Origin of the sequence: Desertimonas flava, from assembly GCF_003426815.1 — a bacterium.
In the GTDB taxonomy this organism is placed as follows: domain Bacteria; phylum Actinomycetota; class Acidimicrobiia; order Acidimicrobiales; family Ilumatobacteraceae; genus Desertimonas; species Desertimonas flava.
In genome coordinates this window covers 1-24,724 of record NZ_QKYK01000050.1, presented here as the reverse complement: position 1 = coordinate 24,724, position 24,724 = coordinate 1, and the positions used below count along the sequence as shown (strand labels likewise).

At 70.9% G+C, this 24,724-nt stretch carries 23 protein-coding genes and 1 pseudogene; 9 read left to right on the top strand and 15 right to left on the bottom strand.

Annotated features, from left to right (window positions below; all coding sequences use genetic code 11):
• Positions 1 to 251 precede the first annotated feature (251 nt).
• On the top strand, positions 252 to 1,217 hold the full coding sequence (locus tag DN771_RS28055) for a type IV toxin-antitoxin system AbiEi family antitoxin domain-containing protein (RefSeq protein WP_117000885.1): 966 nt from the start codon (positions 252 to 254) through the stop codon (positions 1,215 to 1,217).
• A gap of 85 nt (positions 1,218 to 1,302) precedes the next feature.
• Here DN771_RS28055 and DN771_RS28050 read toward each other — a convergent pair whose 3' ends face one another.
• Genes DN771_RS28050 through DN771_RS28040 form a run of 3 tightly spaced genes read right to left on the bottom strand, consistent with a single transcriptional unit; the run spans position 1,303 to position 4,350 of the window.
• Positions 1,303 to 2,313 carry a VWA domain-containing protein gene (locus DN771_RS28050; protein WP_162942511.1) on the bottom strand — a complete coding sequence of 337 codons (1,011 nt, stop codon included), beginning with the start codon at positions 2,311 to 2,313 and terminating at the stop codon, positions 1,303 to 1,305.
• Positions 2,310 to 3,350, bottom strand: coding sequence for a DUF58 domain-containing protein (locus DN771_RS28045; protein WP_117000883.1), 1,041 nt, complete (start codon positions 3,348 to 3,350; stop codon positions 2,310 to 2,312). Before DN771_RS28045 ends, DN771_RS28050 begins: the two co-directional genes overlap by 4 nt.
• The gene (locus DN771_RS28040) at positions 3,343 to 4,350 is read right to left on the bottom strand and encodes an AAA family ATPase (protein WP_420810946.1); all 1,008 of its coding nucleotides are present in this window, start codon (positions 4,348 to 4,350) and stop codon (positions 3,343 to 3,345) included. The genes DN771_RS28045 and DN771_RS28040 overlap by 8 nt, the downstream gene beginning before the upstream one ends.
• Positions 4,351 to 4,526: 176 nt before the next feature.
• Between DN771_RS28040 and DN771_RS28035 the strand changes: the two genes are divergently transcribed.
• Positions 4,527 to 5,003, top strand: a complete 477-nt coding sequence (locus DN771_RS28035; protein ID WP_162942510.1) for a hypothetical protein — start codon at positions 4,527 to 4,529, stop codon at positions 5,001 to 5,003.
• Between the two features lie 7 nt (positions 5,004 to 5,010).
• Positions 5,011 to 6,357: a glutamine synthetase family protein gene (locus DN771_RS28030; protein WP_117000881.1), complete on the top strand. Its 1,347-nt coding sequence runs from the start codon at positions 5,011 to 5,013 to the stop codon at positions 6,355 to 6,357.
• Between the two features lie 23 nt (positions 6,358 to 6,380).
• Here the strand turns inward: DN771_RS28030 and DN771_RS28025 are convergent, their stop codons facing one another.
• The 4 genes from DN771_RS28025 to DN771_RS28010 form a co-directional block, all read right to left on the bottom strand.
• Entirely contained in the window at positions 6,381 to 7,157 is a 777-nt protein-coding gene (locus DN771_RS28025; RefSeq protein WP_117000880.1) for an amino acid ABC transporter ATP-binding protein, read from the bottom strand.
• A 16-nt stretch (positions 7,158 to 7,173) separates the two neighbouring features.
• The gene (locus DN771_RS28020) at positions 7,174 to 8,607 is read right to left on the bottom strand and encodes an amino acid ABC transporter permease (RefSeq protein ID WP_117000879.1); all 1,434 of its coding nucleotides are present in this window, start codon (positions 8,605 to 8,607) and stop codon (positions 7,174 to 7,176) included.
• Between the two features lie 3 nt (positions 8,608 to 8,610).
• Entirely contained in the window at positions 8,611 to 9,804 is a 1,194-nt protein-coding gene (locus tag DN771_RS28015) for an ABC transporter permease subunit (protein ID WP_162942509.1), read from the bottom strand.
• A 107-nt stretch (positions 9,805 to 9,911) separates the two neighbouring features.
• Positions 9,912 to 10,982: an amino acid ABC transporter substrate-binding protein gene (locus DN771_RS28010; protein WP_117000877.1), complete on the bottom strand. Its 1,071-nt coding sequence runs from the start codon at positions 10,980 to 10,982 to the stop codon at positions 9,912 to 9,914.
• A gap of 278 nt (positions 10,983 to 11,260) precedes the next feature.
• Here DN771_RS28010 and DN771_RS28005 point away from each other — a divergent pair, with 278 nt between their 5' ends.
• Both DN771_RS28005 and DN771_RS28000 read left to right on the top strand, forming a co-directional pair.
• Entirely contained in the window at positions 11,261 to 12,253 is a 993-nt protein-coding gene (locus tag DN771_RS28005) for a phosphatase PAP2 family protein (protein WP_117000876.1), read from the top strand.
• 104 nt (positions 12,254 to 12,357) lie between these two features.
• Positions 12,358 to 13,320 carry a phosphatase PAP2 family protein gene (locus DN771_RS28000; RefSeq protein WP_117000875.1) on the top strand — a complete coding sequence of 321 codons (963 nt, stop codon included), beginning with the start codon at positions 12,358 to 12,360 and terminating at the stop codon, positions 13,318 to 13,320.
• Between the two features lie 10 nt (positions 13,321 to 13,330).
• On the opposite strand, the gene DN771_RS27995 is transcribed toward DN771_RS28000, so the two are convergent.
• The 7 genes from DN771_RS27995 to DN771_RS27965 form a co-directional block, all read right to left on the bottom strand.
• Positions 13,331 to 14,758 (bottom strand): M20/M25/M40 family metallo-hydrolase, encoded by a 1,428-nt coding sequence (locus tag DN771_RS27995; RefSeq protein ID WP_117000874.1) that lies wholly within the window; start codon positions 14,756 to 14,758, stop codon positions 13,331 to 13,333.
• Complete coding sequence (locus DN771_RS27990) at positions 14,755 to 15,894, bottom strand: NAD(P)H-dependent flavin oxidoreductase (RefSeq protein ID WP_227462507.1); 1,140 nt, start codon at positions 15,892 to 15,894, stop codon at positions 14,755 to 14,757. The genes DN771_RS27995 and DN771_RS27990 overlap by 4 nt, the downstream gene beginning before the upstream one ends.
• On the bottom strand, positions 15,804 to 17,081 hold the full coding sequence (locus tag DN771_RS27985; protein WP_162942508.1) for an NAD(P)/FAD-dependent oxidoreductase: 1,278 nt from the start codon (positions 17,079 to 17,081) through the stop codon (positions 15,804 to 15,806). The genes DN771_RS27990 and DN771_RS27985 overlap by 91 nt, the downstream gene beginning before the upstream one ends.
• An 86-nt stretch (positions 17,082 to 17,167) precedes the next feature.
• Positions 17,168 to 18,943, bottom strand: a complete 1,776-nt coding sequence (locus tag DN771_RS27980) for a proline--tRNA ligase (protein WP_205528813.1) — start codon at positions 18,941 to 18,943, stop codon at positions 17,168 to 17,170.
• A 53-nt stretch (positions 18,944 to 18,996) separates the two neighbouring features.
• Positions 18,997 to 20,271 (bottom strand): RNA polymerase sigma factor, encoded by a 1,275-nt coding sequence (locus DN771_RS27975; RefSeq protein WP_117000871.1) that lies wholly within the window; start codon positions 20,269 to 20,271, stop codon positions 18,997 to 18,999.
• A gap of 9 nt (positions 20,272 to 20,280) precedes the next feature.
• On the bottom strand, positions 20,281 to 20,631 hold the full coding sequence (locus tag DN771_RS27970) for a YciI family protein (protein ID WP_117000870.1): 351 nt from the start codon (positions 20,629 to 20,631) through the stop codon (positions 20,281 to 20,283).
• A gap of 1 nt (position 20,632) precedes the next feature.
• Entirely contained in the window at positions 20,633 to 20,989 is a 357-nt protein-coding gene (locus tag DN771_RS27965) for a YciI family protein (RefSeq protein ID WP_117000869.1), read from the bottom strand.
• A gap of 480 nt (positions 20,990 to 21,469) precedes the next feature.
• On the opposite strand from DN771_RS27965, the gene DN771_RS27960 reads away from it, so the two are divergent.
• The 4 genes and pseudogenes from DN771_RS27960 to DN771_RS30965 form a co-directional block, all read left to right on the top strand.
• On the top strand, positions 21,470 to 22,120 hold the full coding sequence (locus DN771_RS27960; protein ID WP_117000868.1) for a ribosome maturation factor RimP: 651 nt from the start codon (positions 21,470 to 21,472) through the stop codon (positions 22,118 to 22,120).
• Positions 22,117 to 23,448, top strand: coding sequence for a transcription termination factor NusA (gene nusA, locus DN771_RS27955; RefSeq protein ID WP_205528812.1), 1,332 nt, complete (start codon positions 22,117 to 22,119; stop codon positions 23,446 to 23,448). Before DN771_RS27960 ends, nusA begins: the two co-directional genes overlap by 4 nt.
• Complete coding sequence (locus tag DN771_RS30970) at positions 23,445 to 23,795, top strand: YlxR family protein (protein ID WP_117000867.1); 351 nt, start codon at positions 23,445 to 23,447, stop codon at positions 23,793 to 23,795. Before nusA ends, DN771_RS30970 begins: the two co-directional genes overlap by 4 nt.
• A pseudogene (locus tag DN771_RS30965) lies at positions 23,796 to 23,885 on the top strand (hypothetical protein); the annotation flags it as partial.
• Between the two features lie 41 nt (positions 23,886 to 23,926).
• On the opposite strand, the gene DN771_RS30960 reads toward DN771_RS30965, so the two are convergent.
• Positions 23,927 to 24,541: a calcium-binding protein gene (locus tag DN771_RS30960; protein WP_117000866.1), complete on the bottom strand. Its 615-nt coding sequence runs from the start codon at positions 24,539 to 24,541 to the stop codon at positions 23,927 to 23,929.
• Between the last annotated feature and the right edge of the window lie 183 nt (positions 24,542 to 24,724).

Below are 24,724 nucleotides of genomic sequence, written 5' to 3'. Positions count from 1 at the left end.
GCGGCAACAGAAACAACTGATCACGATCCACCCGCCGATACCCGAACGCCATCACCCGATCATGCCCAACCACACTAAACCCGAGCGCGATAGTCAACAATCAAACCGCAACAGCCTGGGGTGAGCGCGTATGGTCGGCACTTCCCGGCGTGCGTGCCACTACCTCCGACTGTCCGACGATTCAGGGCTGATCGGGTCTATCTGGGTTGACGGCGTTGGCCCCGGTAGGAGAGACCCGGTAGCCCGGCGGGATGCACTTCGACGATGCCCTCCGGCTCGTTGCGGAGCTTGCCGCCACTCAGCACGGAGCCGTCACCAGAGCCCAGGCGGCCGATCGCGGGATGTCCCGCCGCCAGATCCAACGGATCGTCCAGTGCGGGGTGGCCACCGAACCGGTGAGAGGGGTGCTCTGTTTCACGTCGGCGCCGCGCACGTGGCGGCAGGACCAGATGGTCGCCACGCTCGCCGGACAGGGTTTCCACGCCGGCTTCCGTGCCGCGGCGTATCTCCACCGGCTCGACGGGTTCGTCGGGCAACGTCCACCGACGCCTGAGATCGTCGGGCCTCGCTCGGTGCGACGGATCACGGGGATCGATGTCGTGCAGCATTGGGTCGAGCCGCTCGACCCGGCCGACCTCGTGGTCGTCGACGCGATCCCGTGCACCGGCCTCGCTCGGACCGTCATCGACGTGTCGAGCCTGGGCGATCGGGATCTCGCCGTACGCTCGGTGGACGACTTCGAGCGACGCGGCGCCAGCCTCCAGTGGCTCGGTCTGACCGCCGAACGCCTCCACCGACCCGGACAATCCGGCACCAGGATGGTGTTCGAGCTCCTCGCTCGACGGCGCAGCGGGGGCCGGGTGCCGGACACGTGGTTCGAGCGTCTCGTCGAGCGCTGCGTCGCGATCCCCGGGCTCCCGCCGTGGGTGCGGCAGCACGACGTGCGCGACGCCTCGGGCAACCTGATCGGTCGACCCGACCTCGCCTGTCCGGCACTCCTGCTCGGCGTCGAGGCCCACAGTCGCGCGTTTCACTTCGGGCAGCGGGCCGAAGCGCTCGACCAGCGGCGGGACAACCGCCTCGCCGCTGTCGGCTGGCACCTGATCTACGTCGGCTGGTACGACGCCGAATCGCCGGCTGTCGTCGCCGAGACCATCCGGGCGACCGCTCTCGCCCGGGCCCGTCAACTCGGCATCAACCTGCCGTGGGTCGCGTGAGCATCGACGTCGTGGAAGTGCCGACGAGGCGGGCCCGTGTGAACGCGTCGGGTCGGCACTTCTGTTGCAAGTGGCGGGCGGCGGCTCAGACGAGGCCGCGGAGCCACCACATGGACAGGGCCCAGCCGACGGCGAGGAGGCCGATGGCGCCGGCTGCCCACTTCCACGTCTGTTCCGTGACGCGCTCGACCTCCTCGCCGAGCGTCTCCTGGAGCACGTCGCGGATCTGCGCGTAGGCATCGGCGAGCTCCTCGGGCGAGGCCGCCTCGTAGGCCTCGCCCCCGGTGGACGCGGCGGCCTGCTCGAGCGGTTCGGGGAGTACGGGCACGCTCAGCTCGTCGCCGGTCACCGGATCGGTGATCGTGCCGAACGGCGTCCCGAACGAGATCGTGAAGACCGGCACGCCGGCCGCGGCGGCGATGTCGGCACCCTCCTGCGTCTCTATCCCTCGCGTCGTCTCGCCGTCGGTGAGCACGACGAGCGCGCCCGGCGCGACGTCGGGCATCGCGTCCTCGCCATCACCGTCCCCGTCTCGTTGGAGGTCGACGAGCATGCGCGTCCCGGTGGCGATCGCGTCGCCGATCGCCGTCGAGGGCGCCAGCCGCAGGCGCTGGATGGCGCTGACGACGACGGCCCGGTCGAGCGTCGGCGAGTTCTCCACCGTCACCGTGCCGCTGAACGACACCAGGCCGATCTCGACCTCGGGATCGACCTGGGCGATGAACGCCTCGGCCGCATCCTTGGCGGCCTGGAACCGGCTCGGTTCGACGTCGGTGGCCGACATCGAGGACGACACGTCGAAGAGCAGGACGATCCGGCCCTCACTCTCGACCCGCACCAGCTCTGTCGTCACCGGTTGGGCGACGGCCACCACGCCGATCGCCAGGCCCAACACGTTGGCCGCGGCGACGACGTGCCGGCGCCACGCCGGCCGCCTCGGCACGACCGAATCGAGCAGGTCGACCTGCGTGAAGCGGACAGTCGCCCGGCGCCTCCACCTCAGCACCACGACGTACCCGACGGCGAGGAGGGCGACGACGGCGAGCAGCAGCAGCCGCGCCGGGTTGAGGAACTCGTCGATGAGCACGGCGATCACCGGGGCCGTCCGGCCGGGCGGCGCAGGGCCGCCACGTTCACCGCCTGCACCCGGCGCCGGCGCACGTGGCCGATGATCTCGGCCAGCCAGTCGCTCTCGGTGTCGAGCTCGATCACGTCGGCCCCCGCCCGGTCGAGGAGCAGGCGCTGGTGAACGGCCGCCCTCGCCGCCACCTCGGCGAAGCGGCGTTGCACCTCGGCCGTGACGCGCACCTCCCGCTCCCGCCCCGTCGCCGGGTCGGTCAGCGTGACCAGGCCGATGGGTGGCACGTCGCGCTCGCGGGGGTCGTGCACCGGGATCGTCAGGACGTCGTGGCGCAGCCCGAGCCGGGTGAGCGCGTCGGCCCACTCGGCGGCGGGCTCGCCGGCTCCGTCTCCGTCGCCGCCGCGTCGACCGACCGGCGGGCGGACCGGGAAGTCGGCGATCACCGTGACGAAGCCGCGACGTCGGCTGAGCTTGGCGACGCGGTCGATCGCCGCCGAGAGGTCGGCCCGCCCGAGGCGCTCCGACTGCGGCGGCGACGCGGCGGCGGTGAGGATCGCGCGCACCTGGTCCCGCCCTCCTCGTGGCGGCATGATCTTCAGGTGCGGCCCGGCCACCAGCACGGCGCCGATGCTGTTGCGGGTGCGCACGGTGAGGAACCCGACGCACGCCGCCGCGGCGAGGCCGATCTGCGACTTCTGCGAGGTCGTCGTCCCGAAGCGCATCGCCGCCGACACGTCGACGACGAGCCACGCCTCGAGGTCGCGATCGGCGATCTGGTCCCGCACGTACGTCTCGGCCGTTCGCGCCGTCACGTTCCAGTCGATCCGGCGCACGTCGTCGCCCGGCTGGTACACCCGGGATTCGCCCGGTTCGCTGCCGTGTCCCGGCGTGATCCCCTGGTAGTTGCCGTGAAGTGTCCCGTCGACGCGGCGGCTGATCGACACCTCCAGCGTGCGCACCGCTTCGATCACGGCCGACGGAGGTGGCCCGCTCGGCCAGGGTTGGTGCTGTTGCGTTCCCCGGCCGCGCAGGGCGGCGCGCCGGCTAGCCATTGGGCTTCGGAGACACCCACGTGGCGGGCACGGTGGCGAGGACGCGATGGATCAGGTCGTCGACCGCGATGTCGCGAGCCAGCGCGTCGTACGTGAGCAGCAAGCGGTGGCGGAGAACCTCGGGAGCGATGTCGAAGACGTCCTGCGGCGTCGTGTAGGTGCGCCCACGGACGAGCGCCATGGCGCGTGCTCCGCGCACGAGCGCGAGCGTGGCCCGGGGGCTGACGCCGAGGGCGATCGACGGGGCCAGGTCACCGAGGTTGTGGGCGGCAGGGTCGCGCGTGGCGTGGACGAGGTCGACGGCGTACTGGGCGACTGAGCGATCGACGAAGACCTGATCGCACTTGCGCTGCAGCCGCACGAGCCCGCTGAGATCCATCACCCGTTCGGGCTGGGGCGGGGCGACGCTCATCCGGTCGAGGATCACCAACTCCTCGGCGACGGTCGGGTGGTCGAGGACTACCTTCATCATGAAGCGGTCGCGCTGGGCGTCGGGGAGCTGGTACACCCCTTCGCTCTCGATCGGGTTCTGCGTGGCCACGACGAAGAACGGCTGGGGCACCTTGTGGGAGTGGCCGCCGATCGTCACCTGACCCTCGGCCATCACCTCGAGCAGCGCCGACTGCACCTTGGCGGGCGCTCGGTTGATCTCGTCGGCGAGCAGGAAGTTGACGAACACCGGTCCGAGCTCCACGTCGAACCGCTCGCTGCTGCCACGGTAGATGCGCGTGCCGACGATGTCAGACGGCAGCAGGTCGGGCGTGAACTGGATCCGCGCGAACGTGCCCCCGCTCACCTTGGCGAGCGTCTCGGCGGCGAGCGTCTTGGCCAGCCCGGGCACCGATTCGAGCAGGCAGTGGCCTCGCGAGAGCAGGCACACCAGGAGGCGTTCGAGCAGGCGGCTCTGGCCGACGATCACCCGCCGCAGCTCGAAGAAGATCCGCTCCACCTCTTGGGCGGTGCGCACGTCATCCATGGGCGGTGCGTCGTATCCGGTCACTGCGCACTTCCGTCGATGGCGCTGGGCCTCGCGCTCATGTCGTCTGTCTCCGTCGTCGTCCCCACCGGGGGAGGGTGATGTCGGGAAGTCTGACGCACACCGGGCGGCGAATGTTGTCACGATCCGTTGGCGGGGCGTCGTACCGTTCGGTCGGTGGCGAACGTAGTGTGGGAGTCGTGAGCGACGAGGCCACCGACGCGACCGACGGCGCGGCGCGCCGTCGCAAGCACGTGCCCTGGAACGGCCGTCCCGCCGGACAGGGCACGCCCGCCGACGGCGTCGGTCGGGGCGACGGCGTCAGCCCGACCGAAGCGGCGCAGATCGCCGCCGTGCGCGCCCAGAACCGGGCCACCGAGGACCAGGCGATGCGGGAGCGGGGGCGCAAGATCGGCGGAGCCGGCGGCGCCGCCCTCGCCGGGATGATGGTCGCCATGCGGGACATCTACGAACGGGCGCCGCAGGACCAGGGCGCCGTGGTGGTGGACTCGCCGTCCGAGCCGTTGGATGCGCACCGCGACGGCATGAAGTTCGGCGCCGACGTCGTCGACGGCGACAACGACGTGGCGATCGAGGCCCAGGATCGCCGAGACCCCGTGGCCCGGCGAACGACCCGACCGAGCCGGGTGCGCCGCCTCCTGCGCAAGCGGCGCTGATCCGACGATGGAGCTGGGGGAGCTTCGGACACTCGTCGAGAGCGGCGAGATCGACACTGTGGTGGTCGGACTCACCGACATGCAGGGCCGGCTCCAGGGCAAGCGATGCCAGGCGACGCACTTCCTGGACGAGCTCGTCGAGCATCCCACCGAGGCCTGCAACTACCTGCTCGCCGTCGACGTGGAGATGAACACGGTCGGTGGCTACACGATGAGCTCGTGGGAACAGGGCTACGGCGACTTCGTGCTGGCCCACGATCTGTCCACGCTCCGGCGGCTGCCCTGGGAGCCGGGTGCCGTGCTGGTGTTGTGCGACATCGAGTGGCTCGACGGCCGGCCGGTCGCGGCGTCGCCGCGGCAGGTGCTGAGGCGGCAGATCGAACGCCTCGCCGAGCACGGCCTCGTCGCCCTCGCCGGCACCGAGCTGGAGTTCATCGTGTTCGACACGAGCTACGACGAGGCGGCGGGCCGTCGCTACACCGGCCTGCGCCCGGCGACCCGCTACAACGTCGACTACGCCCTCGGCGGCACGTCGAAGGCGAATCATCTGCTGCGGCGCATCCGCAACGAGATGGCCGCCGCCGGCATGGTGGTCGAGTCGGCCAAGGGGGAGTGCAACCTCGGCCAGTTCGAGATCGCCTTCCGCTTCGCCGACGCGATGACCACGGCCGACAACCACGTCGTGTACAAGGCGGGGGCCAAGGAGATCGCTGCTCAGGAGGGCATGAGCCTCACGTTCATGGCGAAGTACGACGAGCGCGAAGGCAGTTCGTGCCATGTGCACCTGAGCGTCCGTGACGGCGAGACCGGAGCCGCGGTCATGGCCGGCGAGGCGACGTCGGGATTGTCGTTGCTCGGCGAACGGTTCCTGGCCGGCCAGCACGCCACGCTGCGAGAGCTCAGCCTGCTGTTCGCCCCGAACATCAACTCGTACAAGCGATTCCAGCCCGGTTCGTTCGCGCCCACGGCCGTGGCCTGGGGCCGCGACAACCGCACGTGCGCGCTGCGGCTCGTCGGCCACGGCCCGTCGCTGCGGGTGGAGAACCGCGTGCCGGGCGGCGATGCCAACCCGTACCTCGCCCTCGCCGCCGTGATCGCCGGCGGGCTACATGGGCTGGAGCACCGGCCGTCACTCCCCGACGAGTTCGCCGGCAACGCCTACGCGTCGGGCGGCGACACCGTGCCCACCACACTGCGCGAGGCGGCGGACCTGTTCGACCGCAGCGAGGTCGCCCGCGAGGCGTTCGGCGACGACGTGGTCGACCACTACGTCAACGCGGCCCGTGTCGAGCTGGCGGCCTTCGACGCCGCGGTCACCGACTGGGAGCGCGTCCGGTCCTTCGAGCGGATGTGACTCCTCGGTCGTCGACCGGCTGATCAGAGGATCTGGCTGAGGAAGAGCTTGGTGCGGTCCTCCTGCGGGTCGGTGAAGAAGTGCTCGGGCGTACCGACCTCGACGATCCGCCCGTCGGCCATGAACACGACCCGATCGGCGACCTCGCGAGCGAACCCCATCTCGTGGGTGACGACGATCATGGTCATGCCCTCTCGGGCGAGGTCCTTCATCGTGTCGAGCACCTCGTTGATCATCTCGGGGTCGAGGGCAGAGGTCGGTTCGTCGAAGAGCATGACCTTGGGCCGCATCGCCAGTGCCCGGGCGATCGCCACACGTTGCTGCTGCCCGCCGGACAGCTGACCCGGGTACTTCTTGGCCTGCTGGGGGATCTTGACTTGCTCGAGCAACGACATCGCCAACTCCTCGGCCGCGGCGCGTGGCATGCGGCGCACCTGGCGCGGTGCGAGGGTGATGTTGTCGAGCACCGTCATGTGGGGGAAGAGGTTGAAGCTCTGGAAGACCATGCCGGTCTCGCGGCGGATCGCCTGGATGTTGCGGACGTCCTTGCTGAGCTCGACGCCGTCGACGATGATGCTGCCGGCGTCGTGCTCCTCGAGCCGGTTGATGCAGCGGATCATCGTCGACTTGCCCGAACCCGACGGTCCGATGACGACGACGACCTCCTGGCGGCCGACGCTGAGGTTGATGTCGTAGAGGGCTGTGAAGCTCCCGTAGCGTTTCTCGACGCCGACGAGCTCGATCATCACCTCGTCGCTCGTCGTCTGCGTCGCGTCGGCGAAAACCGTGACGTCGGTCATCTGCAACCTCCCGAGTTCATCGTGTCCCCACCCCGAGCCGTCGTTCGAGTCGCTGGCTCTCGCGGCTCAGCGTGATGCAACCGATCCAGAACAGCAGCATGACGAACGAGATCGTCTCGGCGGACAATCGCTGGCCGACGAAGTCGTCTTGTTGATTGGCCACGTCGGACACCTGGAGCGGATCGAGGATGCCCATCACCGCGGCGGCGAGCGTCGTGTCCTTGAAGAGGCTGATGAACTGGCCGACGATGCCCGGAATCACGTTGCGGAGGGCCTGGGGCAGGACGATCAGGGCGTTCGTGCGCAACGGGCCGAGTCCGAGCGCCTGGGCCGCTTCGGTCTGCCCTCGGGGCAGCGACTGCAGGCCGCCACGGACGATCTCCGCGATGTACGCCGCGGTGAACAGGGTGAACACGACGACGGCCCGGACCATCAGGCTCGGCGTCGACGATCCCCGCGGGAGGAAGAACCCGAGGGCGAGGTAGCTGAGGAACAGCAAGACGTACAACGGGACGCCGCGGAAGAACTCGATGTAGGCGACCGACAGGACACGAACGAGCGGCAGGCTCGTCGTTCGGCCGACGAGGAAGCCGGCCGCGGCCACGGCGATCGTGGCGATGACGAGGATCCACGTGATCGGCCGGGAGGCATCGAATCCGAGCAGCACGAGGAACGTCACGGGCACGATGGCGAGCAGGATGGCGACGACGATGCCGCTCGTGGTCGAGTCGATCCGGCGGCCGGCCTGCCGCCCGAGGGCGAGGAGCACGCCGAGCGGGAAGCAGAGCGTGATCGCGACGGCGGCGAGGAAGATGTTGACCATGAACCCGCCCCACTCGTCCCACGGCGCAGCATCGAGCAGCAGGACCATGATGCCGACGACGCTCGCCACGCCGACGACGAGGACGGCCAGCAGGGACTTGGGTGGCAGGATCGACCCGACCAACCGGCCGACGACCGCGGCGCCGAACACGGCGAGCATCGCCAGCCACGGCAGGGCGGTGCGGGCGAGCAGGAGCAGGAGCAGCGTGCCGGCGAGCAGTGGCCACAGCCGCTGCACGATCGACCGGATGCGGTCGGGCAGCGGTATCGGTCCGTCCCAGAGACCGGCGGCCTCACGCCGGCGCTCGATCAGGCCGGCGAAGGCACCGACGTACGCACCGATCCAGGCAAGCGACACGACGAGCCGCCACAGTTCGTCGCGGGGGAAGCGGCCGTACATGAACAACGACAGGTTGCGCCGGACGATCTCCCACCGGCCGGTGACGAGCACGAATCGTCCCAGCCGGTAGACGAGGTACCCGACGACGACCGCCGACACGATGGTGACGATCGTGTCGCCGACGCTGCGGAAGAGATTGCGGCGGAGCCAGTCGCCCGGGCCGTCGGTCGACGGACGGGGCGGTTCGGGCGGTGTGATGACCGTGATGTCGGCGGTCAGCGGGTCCACGGTTCAGCGCTCCACGACGGCGAGCCGACGGTTGACGAGGTTGACGACCGCGGAGAGGGCCAGCGACAACGCGAGGTAGGTCAGCAGCAGCAGCGTGTACGACGGGACGGCGGGGGAGCGGTTGGCCACGGTGAGACCGATGATCGCGGTGAGTTCGGGGAAGCTGATCGCCGCGGCGAGTGACGAGTTCTTGGCGAGGTTGAGGAACTGGTTGCCGATGGCCGGCACGCCGATGCGCATCGCCTGGGGGAGCACGACGTACCACATGCGCTGGAAGCCGCTGAGGGCCAGGGCGTTGGCCGCTTCCCCCTGTCCCTTGGGGACCGCCTGGATCGAGCCGCGCACGATCTCGGCGATGTGGCTCGAGGTGTAGATGACGAGGGCGAGCAGCGACGCCGCGTACGGGGCCGACATCGAGATGCCGCCGTTCACCCGCAGCCCACTGAGCTCGGGCTTGGTCACGCCGAGGCTGAGCACGAGCCACACCACGGCACCGACGGCGACGGCGGCGCCGATTCCCCACAGGCCGCTGCGGGCCGCCGTCCCGGTGCGCTCCGAGCGCCGGCGCCGGACGTAGGCGGTGACGACGAAGGCGAGGGCGGCGGCGAGGAGCACCACCACGAACTTCGTGTTGGCGCCTTCGAACCAGAACAGGCTGATTCCGCGGGTGTTGAGCACGGCGACCGGACCGAGGACCCACGAACCCCCGCCGCGCGGGTCGGGGAGGGCGCCGAGCACGACGGCGGTGTACATCAGGATCAAGATGCAGAACAGCGGCACGTTGCGGACGAACTCGACGTACAGCTGCGCCGCCTTGCGCACGATGAAGTTCTGCGACAGACGGGCGATGCCGAGCAGCGTGCCGAGGATGGTGGCGAGGATGATGCCGGTCACCGCGAGGCGCAACGTGTTGAACAGACCTTCGATGATGGCGTCGCGGACCGGCTGGGTCTGGCGGAACGAGCTGCCGGCGATGGGGAAGTTCGCCGGCTGGTCGAGGAAGTCGAAGTTGCTCGGGACGTTGATCGCTCGAGTGTTGTCCTGGTAGTTCGACCAGAGGCGGGCGATCACGAGCACCACCAGCGCGATGACCACGAGCTGGAACACCCACGCGATGACGCGAATGTCGCGCCACGGTGGTGGGTTGGCGGTGTGGGCCCGAGCCGACGCGGCGCGCGTCGGGACCGCAGAGGTCATCGGTCGCCACCCCGGCGTTGCGCAGGGGTGGACGATCGCCGACATGCGATCCCGACGGGAGCAGTCATTCGTTCGGCGTCGGTGTGATGCCCGGGAGCGTCAGCGGATCAGCGATACGGCGGGGCGTACTGCAGGCCACCGTCGGTCCAGAGCGCGTTGATGCCCCGCTCGATGCCGAGTTCGGTCAGGTTGCGGTCGAAGATCTCGCCGTAGTTCCCGACCTGCTCGATGATGTTGTAGGCGAATGACGGGTCGAGGCCGAGACCGGGGTCGAGCACGGTGCCGTCGACGTTCTCGCCGCCGAGGAACTGCACGATGTTCGGGTTGTCGCTGGTCAGCCCGTCGGCGACGGTGGCCTGGGTGAGACCCCATTCCTCGGCCTGGATCGTGGCGAAGATCGTCCACTCGACGGCCTGGGCCCACCGGCTGTCACCGTCGATCACCGCCGGCGCCAATGGCTCCTTGGAGAAGATGTCGGGCAGGATGGTCAACGCCTCGGCGCCCTCAGGGTAGGCCGAGCGGAGGCTGTTGAGCTGGCTGAAGTCGCTCGACCAGCCGTCGCAGCTGCCGGCGAGGAACGCCTCCTGGAGCAGGTCGACGTTCTCGAACGACTGCACGTCGACAGCGAGGCCGCGGCGCTCGAACTCCGATGCCACGTTGCCCTCGGTGGTGGTGCCGCCGGCGACACAGACGATGGCCCCGTCCATCTCGTCGAGGGATTCGAACGTTCCCGTGGCGACCATCATCGCCTGGCCGTCGTAGAACGTCGGGTGGAGGAACGTGGCCCCCTCGGTGCCGTCACGGCTCGCCGTCCACGTGGTGTTGCGCACCAGGACGTCGATCTCGCCGGACTGCAGGGCGGTGAAGCGGGCGTCGGTCTCGACGTCGACGAACGTGACCTTGGTGGCGTCGCCGAGCACACCGGCGGCGATCACGCGGCAGAAGTCGGAGTCGAAGCCGACGTGCTCACCGGCCTCGTCGGTCGCCGAGAATCCCGGCAGGTCGGCGCGCACGCCGCACCGGACGGTGTCGTTGGCGATGACGGAGTCGAGCACCGACCCACCCGCGGTGGTCGGCTCGGCAGGTGGCTCGGTGGTGGCGCCGGCGGTGACGGACAAGCCGATCACGGGTGCGACCGCCAGGGCGGGTGCGAGGATGCGGAGGACCGATCGTTTCATGTGCTTCTCCCGTGTGGTGGACGAACCCGCCCGGGTCGGGCTGGACACGACCACGGAAGCGGTGACGGTCGAGCCGGCCAGGGCGGGTCAGCGCGACCGTAGTACAGGTTGCTGCCCGGTATGTCCGGACGATCGACCTGGGTACGACTCCGGCGGCGCCGGGCGCGGCGGGATTCCACCGCCCCCGTCGCCTGTGACTGATGTCACGGTGCATGGATATGCGTTCTTGGTAACAACGCGGTGACAAAACCGTCAACATCCTGCGTAAGGTGGAAAGCATGACGACCGTGACCGAGGTGCAGTCCGAGGTGCAGTCCCGCGCGGAGTCCCGCTGGGACTGGCGGACGACCGCCCGCAACGTCGCGGTCCAGGTCGTCCTCGTCGTCGCTGCGTACCACGCCTATCGCTTCGTCCGGACCCTGACCGAGGGCAACGAGCACGTCGCCTTCGCCAACAGCCGCGATCTGTTGCGCTTCGAGGAGTGGATCGGGCTCGACGTCGAGCGCGGGATCCAGTCGGTCGTCCTGCGCAGCGATGTGCTGATCGATCTCTTCAACCGCATCTACGTCTTCTTCTTCTGGCCGTTCGTGAGCGGCACGCTGATCGCCCTGTTCGTGTTCAAGCGTCCGCTGTACCGGCACTACCGCAATGCCCTGTTCATCTCGGGCGGCATCGGCCTCGTGGTGTTCGGAGTGTTCCCGGTCGCCCCGCCCCGGATGCTCGACGGGTTCGTCGACACCGTGCACACGTTCACCGATTCGACGAGCCTGGCCCGTCCGGGGAACTTCACGAACCAGTACGCGGCGATGCCCAGCTTCCACGTCGGCTGGCTCGTGCTCGCCGGTGCGGCGGCGATGCCCGTGGTCCGCCGGAAGGCCCTGCGAGCGCTGTTCTTCGTCCCGGCCATCATCATGACCGTCACCGTGATGGCGACCGCCAACCACTACCTCGTCGACGCCGTGGCGGGCGCAGCCGTCGCGCTGTTCGCCCTGTGGGCCGCGCACCGACTGCCGTCCCGGTCGGCAGTGGGCCGTCGCCTGTACGCCGGTCTCGACGAGGGCCGCGGTGCCCGGGGTGCCACGACCTTCGCTCGGGCGGCGCTGGTGATGCTGATCTCGCTCACCGGCGGCCGGTCGGCCCTCACCTACCGCGAGGCCGCGCCGGAGTCCGATGACCGGCCGCGTGAGCTGGCTCCCATCGGCGGCCGGCGGGCCATCCTGCCGTCTCCCGTCACGGCAGCTCAGCCCGACCCGCTCTCTCGCGCCTCGTAACTCCGTCAGGTCCCCGGGAACATCCGGCGGACGGTCGGTGTTGAATGTCACACAACCGGTGAGGTGGCCGGGCTCGCTCCGGCCGTGACGCACAAGGGGAAGGGATGGAACGGGTCGGTGCGACCGACGAGGTGACAGCTGCGACGGCGGTGGCACGGCGCGCCATCCGGCCTCGGAGCGCCGTCCGGTTCGCGCTGCAGCTGACGACCATCCTCGTCGCGGTCGGCTTCTACCGCCTCGTGCGAGGGATGACGCAGGGCGACCACGAGATCGCCGTCCGCAACAGCCTGTCGGTGCTCGACGTCGAACGCCGCCTCCAGTTCGACGTCGAGCAGGGACTCCAGGCCCTCGTGATGGAGCGTCCGTTGCTCGTGACCCTGGCCAACACGGTCTATGTGTGGGGGTTCTGGTCGCTCGTCGCCCTCACGCTGCTCGTGCTGTTCATCGTCGACCGGCAGCGCTTCCGCTGGTACCGCAACGCCCTGTTCGTCTCCGGCGCGGTCGGCCTGACGGTGTTCGCGGCCTTTCCCGTGGCGCCGCCGCGGATGCTCGACGGCTTCGTCGACACGATCCGCGAGTTCTCCGACTCGTCGAGCATCGCCCATCCCGGCAGCTTCACCAACGAGTACGCGGCCATGCCCAGCTTCCACGTCGGCTGGCTCGTCCTCGCCGGCGTGGCCACGATGCCGGTGATCCGGCGTCGGTCGCTTCGCCCCCTGCTCCTCGTGCCAGCATTCGTGATGACGCTCACCGTGATGGTGACCGCGAACCACTACCTGCTCGATGCGCTGGCGGGGGCGACGATCGCTCTCGCCGGCCTGATCGTGGCGCGCCGGCTTCCTGCCCTCAGCCAGTGGTGGGCCGCCGTCGATGCCCGGCTCATCCAGCCCCACGGCGGCCTCGGTCCCGTCGCCGTGCGCGTCCTGTCGGCAACCGGCCGCGGCCTGCTGCCCTTCGTCGGCGGCCGGGCGATGCAGTCCTATCTCGCCGTCGCCGGCGACGGCGCGCAGGACGCCTCGACCGTGGAGGCCGAGCGCGCTCGGCCACGTCCGCCGCAAGCGGCCTGACCGCGAACCGTCAGGGCGTGGCGGCGTGGGCGTCGAGCACGCGGGCGACGCACTCGGTGACGCGGCGGGCCGTGGGCAGGTGCAGGAACTCGTTGGGCCCGTGCGCGTTGGCACCCGGGACCAGCACCCCGGTGATGACGAACTGCGCCTCGGGGAAGCGCTCGCCGAGCATGCCCATGAAGGGGATCGTGCCCCCTTCACCGAACGTCCGGGCCGGCCGGCCGAACGCCGCCGTCGACGCCTCGTCGAGGGCGTCGCGCAGCCACGGCGCGATCGACGGCGCGTTCCACCCCGGGGCGGGATGGTCGTCGGTGAACGTCACCGTCGCGCCGTACGGCGGGTCGGCCGTGAGGGTCCGGCGCAGGGCGTCCTGGGCTGCCACGTGGTCACAGGTGGGCGGCAGGCGCACGCTGAGCGCGAGCGTGGTCGACGGTCGCAGCACGTTGCCGGCGCGATCGGTGGGCGGGAACCCGTCCGCGCCGACGTAGCTGATCGTCGGGCGCCACGAGCGGGCGAGCAACTGCTCGGTCGGATCCTCCACCGCTGCGCGAGTCGTCCCGGCGAAGATGAACTCGCCGGTGAGCGGGCCGTCCGGCAGCCCACCGAGCTCCTCGGCGGTCGCCGCCGCCTCGGCGGCGCGGTCGGGCGGAATCGGCACCGACAGCTCGGGCACCAGCACCTCGCCGGTCGCCGAGTCCTCCACGCGGTCGAGGAGTTGGCGGATGATGCGGAAGCTCGATGGCACGACGCCGCTCACCGACCCCGAGTGCACCCCCTCGGTCAACACGTCGACCGTGAGCTTGCCGCCGGCCAGTCCGCGTAGCGACGTGGTGACCCACAGGCGTTGGTCGTCCATCGCCCCGGAGTCGAGACAGATGACCAGCTCCGGCCGGCCCAGCCGACCGGCGAGGGCGTCGACGTGGGCGGGCAGATCGGGGCTTCCCGACTCCTCGCTCGCCTCGATCAGCACGACGCAGCGGGCGTGACGGAGCCCTTCGGCCTGGGCCGTCTCGATGGCGCAGAGGGCGGCGAACGCCGCATACCCGTCGTCGGCCCCGCCCCGGCCGTAGAGGCGGTCACCTTCGAGGATCGGCGTCCACGGTCCGCCATCGGGGCGCCAACCGGTCATCTCGGGCTGCTTGTCGATGTGGCCGTACAACACGACGGTGCGCTCGGCCAGCGCCGGGTCGCTCGCCGGGATCTCGCAGATGATCAGGGGTGTCCGGCCCGGGAGGCGCTGCACGTCGACCGAGAACCCGGCGATCGATCGGCCGCGGCACCACTCGACGACGAGGTCGACGGCCTCGTCCATGTAGCCGTTGGCCTCCCAGGCGTCGTCGAAGTCGGGCGAGACGTTGGGGATGGTGATGTAGCGCTGCAGCGTCGGGACGATGTCGTCGGTCCAGACGCGCTCGATGCGCTCGGCGATGAGGCTCACGCCAGCGACGCCCCGGCCCGGTGGAGGGCGGCCTCGGCCTCCTCGACGAAGCGCACCACGAGCTCGCCTGCGGGCACCAACGAGTCGATGGCCCCGACGCCCTGACCGGCGGGCATGAACTCGCGAGTGACGTCGACCTCCGTCCCCTCGGGATGGCCGAGGTGGGCGACGCCGGCCTCGGCGGCGGCGATGATCTGCTGTGGGAACGGCTGCAGCTCGTCGGGGTGGGCTTCGAAGTGGTTGGTCCACTCGTTGCGCAGCACCCGGCACGTCTTGCCCGTGTAGGCCCGGCTGATGACGGTGCCGTCCTCCGCGGTGGCGAGGAGGGCTTCCTTGTACCCGTTCACCGCTCGTGCCTCGGGCGTGGCGATGAAGCGGGTGCCGACCCACACGCCGTCGGCCCCGAGGGTGAGCGCAGCGGCCAGGCCGCGCCCGTCGAAGATGCCGCCGGCGGCGACGACCGGTACCTTTCCGTCGATCGCGTCGACGACCTGGGGCACCAGCGCGAGGGTGGCCACCGTCCCAGTGTGCCCGCCACCCTCGGTGCCCTGGGCGACGACGAAGTCGCATCCGCTGGCGACGGCGGCCACGGCGTGGCGCACCTTGCCGCACATCGATCCGACGAGGATGTTGGCACGGTGCAGTTCGTCGATGGCCTCCCGAGGCACGCCGAGGCCGGCCACGAACACGCTGGCCCCGCCGTCGATCACGTCCTGCACACCTTGTTCCACCTGGCCGGCCATCGCCTGGAGGAGATCGACACCGAACGGCTTCGACGTGACCGCGCGGACCTCGGCCATCTCGTCGACCAACTCGCCCGGGCGCATCGTCGAGGCGCCGAACGTGCCGATACCGCCGGCCTCGCTCACGGCCGCGACGAGGCGGTGGTAGGACACGCCACCCATGCCGGCGAGCATCACGGGGTGCTGGATGTCGAGGAGCTCGGTCAGTCGCGTGCGCATGGTTGCGACCGTAGCCACCGTCGACGTGCGGCCGGGATCCGGGCGGCGCGTCGTTGCGGTCGAGTGGCCGAGACCGGCCGGAACTAGTCCCGGGCCGGGCCGGTCACGCGGCCTGCGTGGCCCGAGAACGCGGTCCGGAACGCGCCCGGGCGATCCAGGAAGCGCCGGTGCCAGCGGCGGGGAGTGGTGATGATCGACCGGGGCTCGTCCTCGAACATCCACCGGGCGAAGTTGCGCCGGCCCCACGATCCGGCGTGATCGAGGATCGCCACGGAGCCATCGGCCCCGCGACGGTGGGCGAGCACCCGCCCGAGCAGCACCGACATCCGGTGGTCGGCCACCAGGTCGTGCCGCACGGCCCGCTCGTAGCGGGCGGCCGTGGCGGCCGGTTCACCTCGCGGGTTGGCGGCGATCGCCTCGGCGGCGAGACGCCCGGTGAGCAGGGCCTGGCCGATGCCCTCGCCGGTCATCAGGTCGGTCGCCCCGGCCGCGTCGCCGACGAACAACGTGCGACCCGACGACAACGTGGCCGAGTCGATGCGGGCAGGGATCGGCCACGCCTGGTGACGACCCTCGGGCGCGGCGTCGGGGCCGAGTGCGGCGGCGATGTGCGGTCGGTCGAAGAACCCGGCCCACGTGGCCTTCATGTCCTGCGTGCGGCGTCCGGTGGCCCGCAGGATCCCGAAGCCGACGTTGGCCCGGCCGTCGGGGAGCGGGAACGACCAGGCGTAGCCGGGGAGGAAGTCCTCGTCGAACCAGACGATGAGCCGCTTGGACGCGGCACCGGTGACGCCGGAGACGTACTGGCGGAAGGCGTGCCACTCGCCGAGGTAGCCGTCGACGTTGAGGCCGAGGGCCTTGCGGACGGGGCTCCACATGCCGTCGGCGGCGATCACGTGACGGGCGCGCACGACGCCGAGGCCTTCGCAATCGACCAGGACGACCGACTCGATCGGAGTGACGTCTTTGACCGCGCTGCCCTGGTGGACGGTGACGCCCTCAGCGACGGCGAGCTCGACGAGGGCGGCGTCGAGCTCGATGCGCGGGGTGACGGCGGCAAAGACTCCGCGACCGGTGGGCAACGGCACGGTGACCGTGCGTCCACCGGGAGCCCGGATGTCGGCACCGTCGACGACCTGGAACGACGGCACGGACTCCGGCTGGAAGCCGATCGCCTCGAGCTCGCGGAGGGCGAGCGTCGTGAGGCCGTCGCCGCAGCACTTGTCGCGAGGAAACACCGCCTTGTCGACGATCGCCACGTCGAGGCCGGCCCGCCGGGCGGTGATGCCGGCGGCCACACCGGCCGGCCCGCCCCCGACGACGAGCACGTCGACGTCGGGGGAGTGGGCGGCGTTCGGCACGGGACTACATGCTAGGAGCGGTTGTGCGTGCGTCGGATCGACGAGACCTCCGAGATAGTGCCAGGCACTATCTCGGAGGTCGACGGTCAGCCGGCCGCGACGAGGGCGCGGAGGTGGTCGGCGACCTCGGCGACCGGTACGTCGGTGCGTTCGCCCGTGCGGCGGTCCTTGACCTCGATCCGGCCGTCGGCGAGACCCTTGCCGACCACCACGATCGTCGGGACGCCCAGCAGCTCGGCGTCCTTGAACTTCACGCCGGGCGACACCGAGTCGCGATCGTCGAGCAACACGCGGACCCCGGACGCCTCGAGATCGGCGGCCAGCTGTTCGGCGGCCGGCCACGCGTCGCTGCCCGGCTTGCCGGCGATCACCAGGTGGATGTCGGCGGGGGCGACCTCACGCGGCCAACACAGCCCGATCTCGTCGCTGGTCGTCTCGGCGAGCGCGGCCACGGCACGCGAGACGCCGATGCCGTACGAGCCCATCGTGACCGTGATCGGCTTGCCGTCGGGCCCGAGCACCGTGAGGCCGAGGGCCTCGGCGTACTTGCGGCCGAGCTGGAAGATGTGGCCCATCTCGACGCCACGGGCCATCTCGACGGACGCGCCGCAGTCGGGGCAGGCGTCGCCCGCGCCGATCTCGGCCACGTCGATCACGCCGTCGGGCGTGAAATCCCGGCCGGCCACGAGGCCGACGACGTGACGCCCGGGCTGGTTGGCGCCGGTGACCCACGACGTGCCGGTGACGACGCGCGGGTCGACGAGGAAGCGGATGCCGCTCGCCGAGCTCTCGCCGAGCACCTCGGGCCCGATGTAGCCCTTGACCAGCGCCGGGTTGGCCTCGAACCCCGCCTCGCCCAAGGGTGCCGGCTCGGCGGGGTAGACGGCGGCCTCGAGCCGCTTCATGTCGACATCGCGGTCGCCCGGGACGCCGACGGCGAGCAGTTCGACCGAACCGTCGGGGTTGCGCAGCGTGAGCACGACGTTCTTCAGCGTGTGGGCGGGCGTCCACGCCTCGCCATCGGCTCGGGCCAGGTCGGGCCGGGCGTTGAGCAGATCGACCAGCGTGGCGATCGTCGGCGTGTCGGGCGTGTCGTGAACCTGGGCGGCGGGGAGCCCGTCGACCGGCTGCTCGGGTGGCGGCGCGATGTTGATGGCCTCGACGTTGGCGGCGTAGCCGCAGGAGGGGCAGCGCACGAACGTGTCCTCGCCGACGTCCGTCGGCACGAGGAACTCCTCGCTCGCCGAACCGCCCATCGCCCCCGACAGCGCCGAGACGATGACGTGGGGGAGACCGAGCCGGTCGAACGTCTTGATGTACGCCTCGCGATGGCGCTGGTACGAGCGCTCGAGGCCGTCGTCGTCGATGTCGAAGCTGTACGAGTCCTTCATCACGAACTCGCGACCGCGCAGCAGGCCGGCACGGGGCCGGGCCTCGTCGCGAAACTTCGTCTGGATCTGGTAGATCACGAGCGGCAGGTCCTTGTACGACGAGTACAGGTCCTTCACGAGGAGCGTGAACATCTCCTCGTGGGTCGGGGCGAGAAGGAAGTCGTTGCCGCGCCGGTCCTGGAGGCGAAACAGGCCGTCGCCGTACTCGGTCCAGCGATTGGTCAGTTCGTAGGGAGCCCGGGGCAGCAGCGCGGGGAAGTGCACCTCCTGGAACCCGGCGGCGTCCATCTCCTCGCGGACGATGCGTTCCACGTTGCGATAGACGATCCATCCGAGGGGCAGCCACGTGAAGCCGCCCGGGGCGGCGCGCCGGACGTACCCGGCCCGGGTGAGCAGCTTGTGCCCGGGAACCTCGGCGTCGGCCGGATCTTCGCGAAGGGTTCGGACGAACAACGTGGACAGTCGCAGCACGCCGGCGACGATAGCGGCGCGGGCGTGTCGGCCGGGGTGGCGCCGATCCGTGATCAGCGGGTCGGGTCGCGCTCGTCGCCCAGGGCGGCACGCCGCTCGTCGAGGTAGGTCCTGGTCGCGTCGTTGCCGGCGTGGGCGATCGCCTGGTCCATCGCGGTGAGTGCATCGGATCGACGCCCGCTGCGGGCGAGCAGCTCGGCCCGGACCAGGTGGACCTCGTGGCGTCCGGGGAGGGTGGCTTCGAGACCGTCGAGCAGGCCGAGCGCGGCGTCGGCGCCGTCCGCCTCGGCGACGGCGACGGCGCGATTCAAGCGGACGACGGGTGAGGCGGTCAGCCGCTCCAACCGCTCGTAGAGGTCGGCGATCTCGGGCCAGTTGGTGTCGGACGCAGCTGCGGGCGCTGCGTGCTGAGCAGCGATGCGGGCCTGGAGCACGTAGCGCTCGGCCGCCGGCGTGAGCTGGACCCGTTCGAGCCCGGCCAACAGATCCAGTCCCTCGTCGATCTCACTGCGGATCCACCGGCTCCGATCCTGGTCGGGCAGGAGGATCGGTCGGCCCGCCGCGTCGACGCGTGCATCGCGGCGGGAGTGCTGGAGGAGCATGAGGGACAGCAGCGCCCGCGTGGCGGGTGCGTCCGGCAGCAGCCGGCGGGTCAGCCGGCCGAGGCGGATCGCCTCGTCGGCCAGCTCGGTCCGCATCACGGCGGGCCCGTCGGTGGCCGCGTAGCCCTCGGTGAAGACCAGGTAGATGACGGCCAGCACGGTGTCGAGCCGGGCCGGCAGCTCGTCAGAGTCGGGCACGGCGAACGGGATGCCGGCCGCGGCGATCTTGTGCTTCACCCGCGTGAGGCGAGCCTGCATCGCCGTCTCCGAGACGAGGAACAGCCGGGCGATCTCGCCGACCGAGAGGCCGGCGACGAGCCGGAGCACCAACGCGGCGCTCCCCGACGGGGGGAGGGCCGGGTGGCAGCACGTGAACAGGAGCCGGAGACGCTCGTCGGCGATCTCGTCGCCCTCGGGTGGGATCGCCGCCGCGGCGACCGCCTCGGTGCGGGCGTCGACGATGAGCTGCGGCGCGTACTTGTGGGCCGTGGCCTCCGTCCGCAGGGCGTCGAGGACCCGCCGGCGGGCCGCGGTGAGCAACCACGCCGGCGGGTTGGTCGGGACCCCCGACCTCGGCCAGTGACGGGCCGCGGCGGCGAAGGCGTCCTGCACGCCGTCCTCGGCGAGGTCGAGGCGACGGAACTGCGCCGCCACCAGGGCGACGAGCCGTCCCCAGTGCTCGCCGGCGACGGTCGTCAGCGCCCGGGAGACGGCGTCGTCATCCATCGTGCTCCGTCAGCCACCCGGGTTGGGATCGATCGGCCGGATCTCGATCGTGTACTCCGGCAGGTGCTTCACGAGCCGCAGCACCTGGTCGAGATCGTCGGCGTCGAGGATGTAGAAGCCGCCGAGCTGCTCGGCGGTCTCGGCGAACGGGCCGTCGGTCACAGAGATGTCGTCACCGCGTCGGCGGAACGTGGTCGCCGCGTCGGTGGTCGTGAGCGCCTCACCCCCGGTGATCGTGACGCCGAGCTCGGCGGCCCTGGCCGTGAACGAGTCGTGGGCGGCGATGGCCTGTTCCCGTTCGGCGGGGGAGGCGGAGTACCACGACGTCTCGTCGAAGTAGAGGAGGGCCGCGTACTGCATGTCAGACCTGCTCCTCCCCAGGCACGACCGGGCGCACCTCGATCGGCTCGCCGCCCGACAGCATCGCCACCAGCCGGTAGAGATCGTCGGGGTTGTCGGTACGGACGAGGTAGAAGCCGCCGAGCTGCTCGGCCGTCTCGGCGAACGGCCCGTCGGTGACCGTGAACTCGTCCGACGTCCCCCGCACCGTCTTCGCCTGCCGGGTCGGGCGCAGCTCGGCCCCGCCGATGATCTCGTGGCCGCCCTCGGTGAGCAGCCGGGCGAACTCGTTGTGGTCGGCGTACGCCGCCGTCCGTTCGGCGGGCTCGGCCCGGTCCCATCGCGTCTCGTCCCCGTAGAGCAACACCGCGTAGTCCATGTGAGCAATCCTTTCATTGCGTTCCCCGGCCACGCAGGCCGGTCATTGCGTTCCCCGGCCACGCAGGCCGGTCATTGCGTTCCCCGGCCACGCAGGCCGGTCATTGCGTTCCCCGGCCACGCAGGCCGCGTGATCGGCACGCTCCGCTAGCGCTCCGCGTGCCGTGGCCGGTCGGACCTCGGGACGCTCGCTGCGCTCGCTGAACGATTTCATCTGTTTCGCTGGCCGGCACTCTCGCCGGGCACCGTCGCTGGAGTGACGCATGACGAGGTCCAGCTTCGACATCGCGTCGAGATTTCTCCGAGAAATCGGCCTGATCCGGCCCTCGACCAGGACTCCCCGGCCCAGGACCCCCGGGCGCTGGTATGCTGTTTGCCCGTTCTGTTGGTTCGAGAACCGAGAGGCGTGGGGCTCGCCCCACGCCTCGTTTCATGTCAAAGAGCCCGGCACCGCCGGCGAGCAATCGAGAGGAGGCACACGATGACCACGCCGACGTCCGCGTCAGCCGACACCCCGACGATGGCCCGTGTCCGCCTGCTCGTCACGCCGATCGCCGCCGATCTCGGGCTCGACATCTACGACCTCGAGCACCGCGGCGGCACCGTCCGCCTCACGCTCGACACCCCGGTCGGTTCCGAGGGTGGCGTCACGCTCGACCAACTGGCCCTCGCCACCCGCCTGGTGTCGAAGGAGCTCGACGCTCACGACCCGATCCCGTCGCGCTACACGCTGGAGGTCACCAGTCCCGGCGTCGAACGTTCGCTGCGCATCCCGGCGCACTTCCAGCGCGAGGTCGGCAAGATCGTGGCCATCCGTCTCAGCGACGTGGAAGCGGCCGACCGCCGGGTGCGCGGCACCATCGTGTCGGCTGACGACCACGGCGTCACCCTCCGGGTCGACGATGGGGCCGACGGCGCACTCCGTACCGTCGTGTACGACCAGATCGACCGGGCCCGCACCGTGTTCGAGTGGGGCCCGCAGCCCAAGCCCGGTGGCCCCAAGCGTTCCGGGCGTCCATCCACGAAGAAGGCCGGCACGGCCGACAGCGCCGACACGGATGAGCCGTCCCCGTCGGCCACCCCGGCCGGCCCCACACCGACCAGCCCCACACCATCCAAGGAGCCGTCGTGAGCAACCTCGACATGTCCGAAGCGATCCGCCTGCTGGCCCAGGAGAAGGGCCTGTCGGAGGACTCGCTGCTGCACGTGCTCGTCGATGCCCTGGCGTCGGCCTACAAGCGCCGGCCCGGCGCCGCCGACGAAGTGGTGGTCGAGGTCGATCCCCAGACGATGGAGTTCACGTTCACCGCGTACGACCTCGACGAGGACGGCAACTGGGTGAACGAGCGCGACGACACGCCGCGTAAGGAGGAGCTGGGCCGCATCGCCGCCCAGACGTTCCGCCAGGTGATGAGCCAGCGCATCCGCGAGGTCGAGCGCGACCGCAAGTTCGAGGAGTACGCCAACCGCGAGGGCGACATCGTCACGGGCATCATCCAGCAGACCGACACCCGCTACACGCTGCTCGACCTGGGCCGCGTCGAGGCGCTGCTGCCCCAGGCCGAGCAGGTGCCGTTCGAGCGTCCCCAGCCCGGCGACCGCTGCAAGGCCTACATCGTCGAGGTCCGCAAGACCGCCAAGGGGCCCCAGATCGTCGTCAGCCGCACCCACCCAGGGCTCATCAAGCGGCTCTTCGAGCTCGAAGTGCCCGAGATCGCCGACGGCATCGTCGAGATCAAGGCCTGCGCCCGGGAGCCGGGTCACCGCACGAAGATCGCCGTCTGGTCGAACGACCACAACGTCGATCCCGTCGGCGCATGCGTCGGCGCCCGTGGTGGCCGCGTGCGCATGGTGGTCAACGAGTTGCGCGGCGAGAAGATCGACATCGTTCCGTTCAGCGAGGACATCTCCGACTTCATCGCCAAGGCGCTGTCGCCGGCCAAGGTGTCACAGGTGATCGTGTCCGAGGACGGGACCCAGGCCGACGTGATCGTCCCCGATCATCAGCTCAGCCTGGCGATCGGCCGTGAGGGGCAGAACGCCCGGCTGGCTGCCCGTCTCACAGGCGTGCGCATCGACATCCGCTCGGAGACGCAGCTGGCCGAGGGCATCCCCGCTCGCGGTGAAGAGCTCGACCCCAACGTCGAGTACGCCGAGGGACAGTGGGTGCAGAACCCCGACACGGGCGAGAACGAATGGCACGCCGCCGACGGCACGGTGATGAGCGAGGCCGAGTGGAACGCGACGAGCGCGGCAGCCGCCGCCGAGATCCCCGCCGATGAGCCAGCCGCTGATGCGGCAGCCGACGCCGCGCCCGCCGAGGATGCGGCCGCCGGCGACGACGGGGATGCGCCCGCCGAGGAAGCGACGGCCGAGGACACGGCCGATGCCGACCAGGACGCGCCCGAGGCCGACGTCGCCTCGGCCGCCGACGCAGTGGACCCGGAGGCGGACGCCTGATCTCGACGCACCGCCCTGAGCGCACCTGCATCGGGTGCCGCACGCGCCGGCCTCAGGCCGAGCTGGTGCGTGTTGTCGCGACCGCCGACGGCCGTATCGTGGTCAGCCGAGTTGCGCCCGGGCGCGGCGCCTGGCTCTGCACTCCGCCGGAAGCATGCTGGCGGCAGGCCGTGAAGCGTCGGGCCTTCGAACGGGCGCTGCGCCGCCCGGTGACGGTGGCCCAGGAGATCGAAGCGCGAGGGATCCGAGCGCTACAGAGTGAAGACGGAGAGGCCGAGCAGGCCGCGAGTACGGCGGCCGCCGGGGCCGCTGAGCCTCGGCGAACCCACCGGCAGGGAACGGAGTAGATGGTTATGGCGAAGAACATGAGGGTGCACGAACTGGCGAAGGAACTCGGCATGACGAACGCCGAGGCGATGGACCTCGCCGGGGTCCTCGGCGTGCCGGTGAAGAGCCACTCGTCGTCGCTCAACGAGGCCTACGCCGACATGATCCGTCGCCGCGCCGTCCGCGACGGTCTCACCCGCGACGAACAGCCCGAAGAGCCCAAGCCCGCCAAGAAGGCGCCGGCGAAGAAGGCGGCGGCCAAGTCGACGACCGACACGTCGTCCACCACTGACGCGCCGAAGGCCGACACACCAGCGGCCGAGGCGCCGGCAGCCGAGGCGCCCGCCAAGGAGGCGGAGACGGCGGCACCCGCGGCCGAGGCGACACCCGCGCCGGCCGAGGCCGCTCCCGAGCCCGTACGCAGCGAGACCGCCGAGCCGGTGCGCAGCGAGCCGGCCCCCGCACCCGTCCGCAGCGAGGCTGAGCCCGTCCGCAGCAGCGAGGCGCCGCCCGCCGCCCCCGAACCGGTGGTCGCCGCCGAGCCCATCCGCAGCGAGCAGGCGCCGATCCGCAGTGACTCGGCCCCGGCTCCGGTGCGCAGTGAGTCCGCTCCGGCTCCGGTGCGCAGTGAGTCGGCCCCTGCTCCGGTGCGCAGTGAGTCGGCCCCGGCTCCGGTGCGCAGTGAGTCGGCTCCGGCTCCGGTGCGCAGTGAGTCGGCCCCGATCCGCAGCGAGTCGCCCCCGGTGCGCGGCGACGCTCCGGCCACCCCGTCAGCCGGCGAGCGGATCTCGTCGGGTCGCCAGCCTGGCGACGTCCCGGCCCCGGTCGGTGCCTCCGCCGGCCCCTCCGCGTCCGACGCTCCGCCTCGACCGGCCGAGGCACGCACCGGCGCTCCGGCCCGTCCCGACGCCCCGTCGGGCCGTCCCGCGCCGCCCCGGCCCGCGGGCCG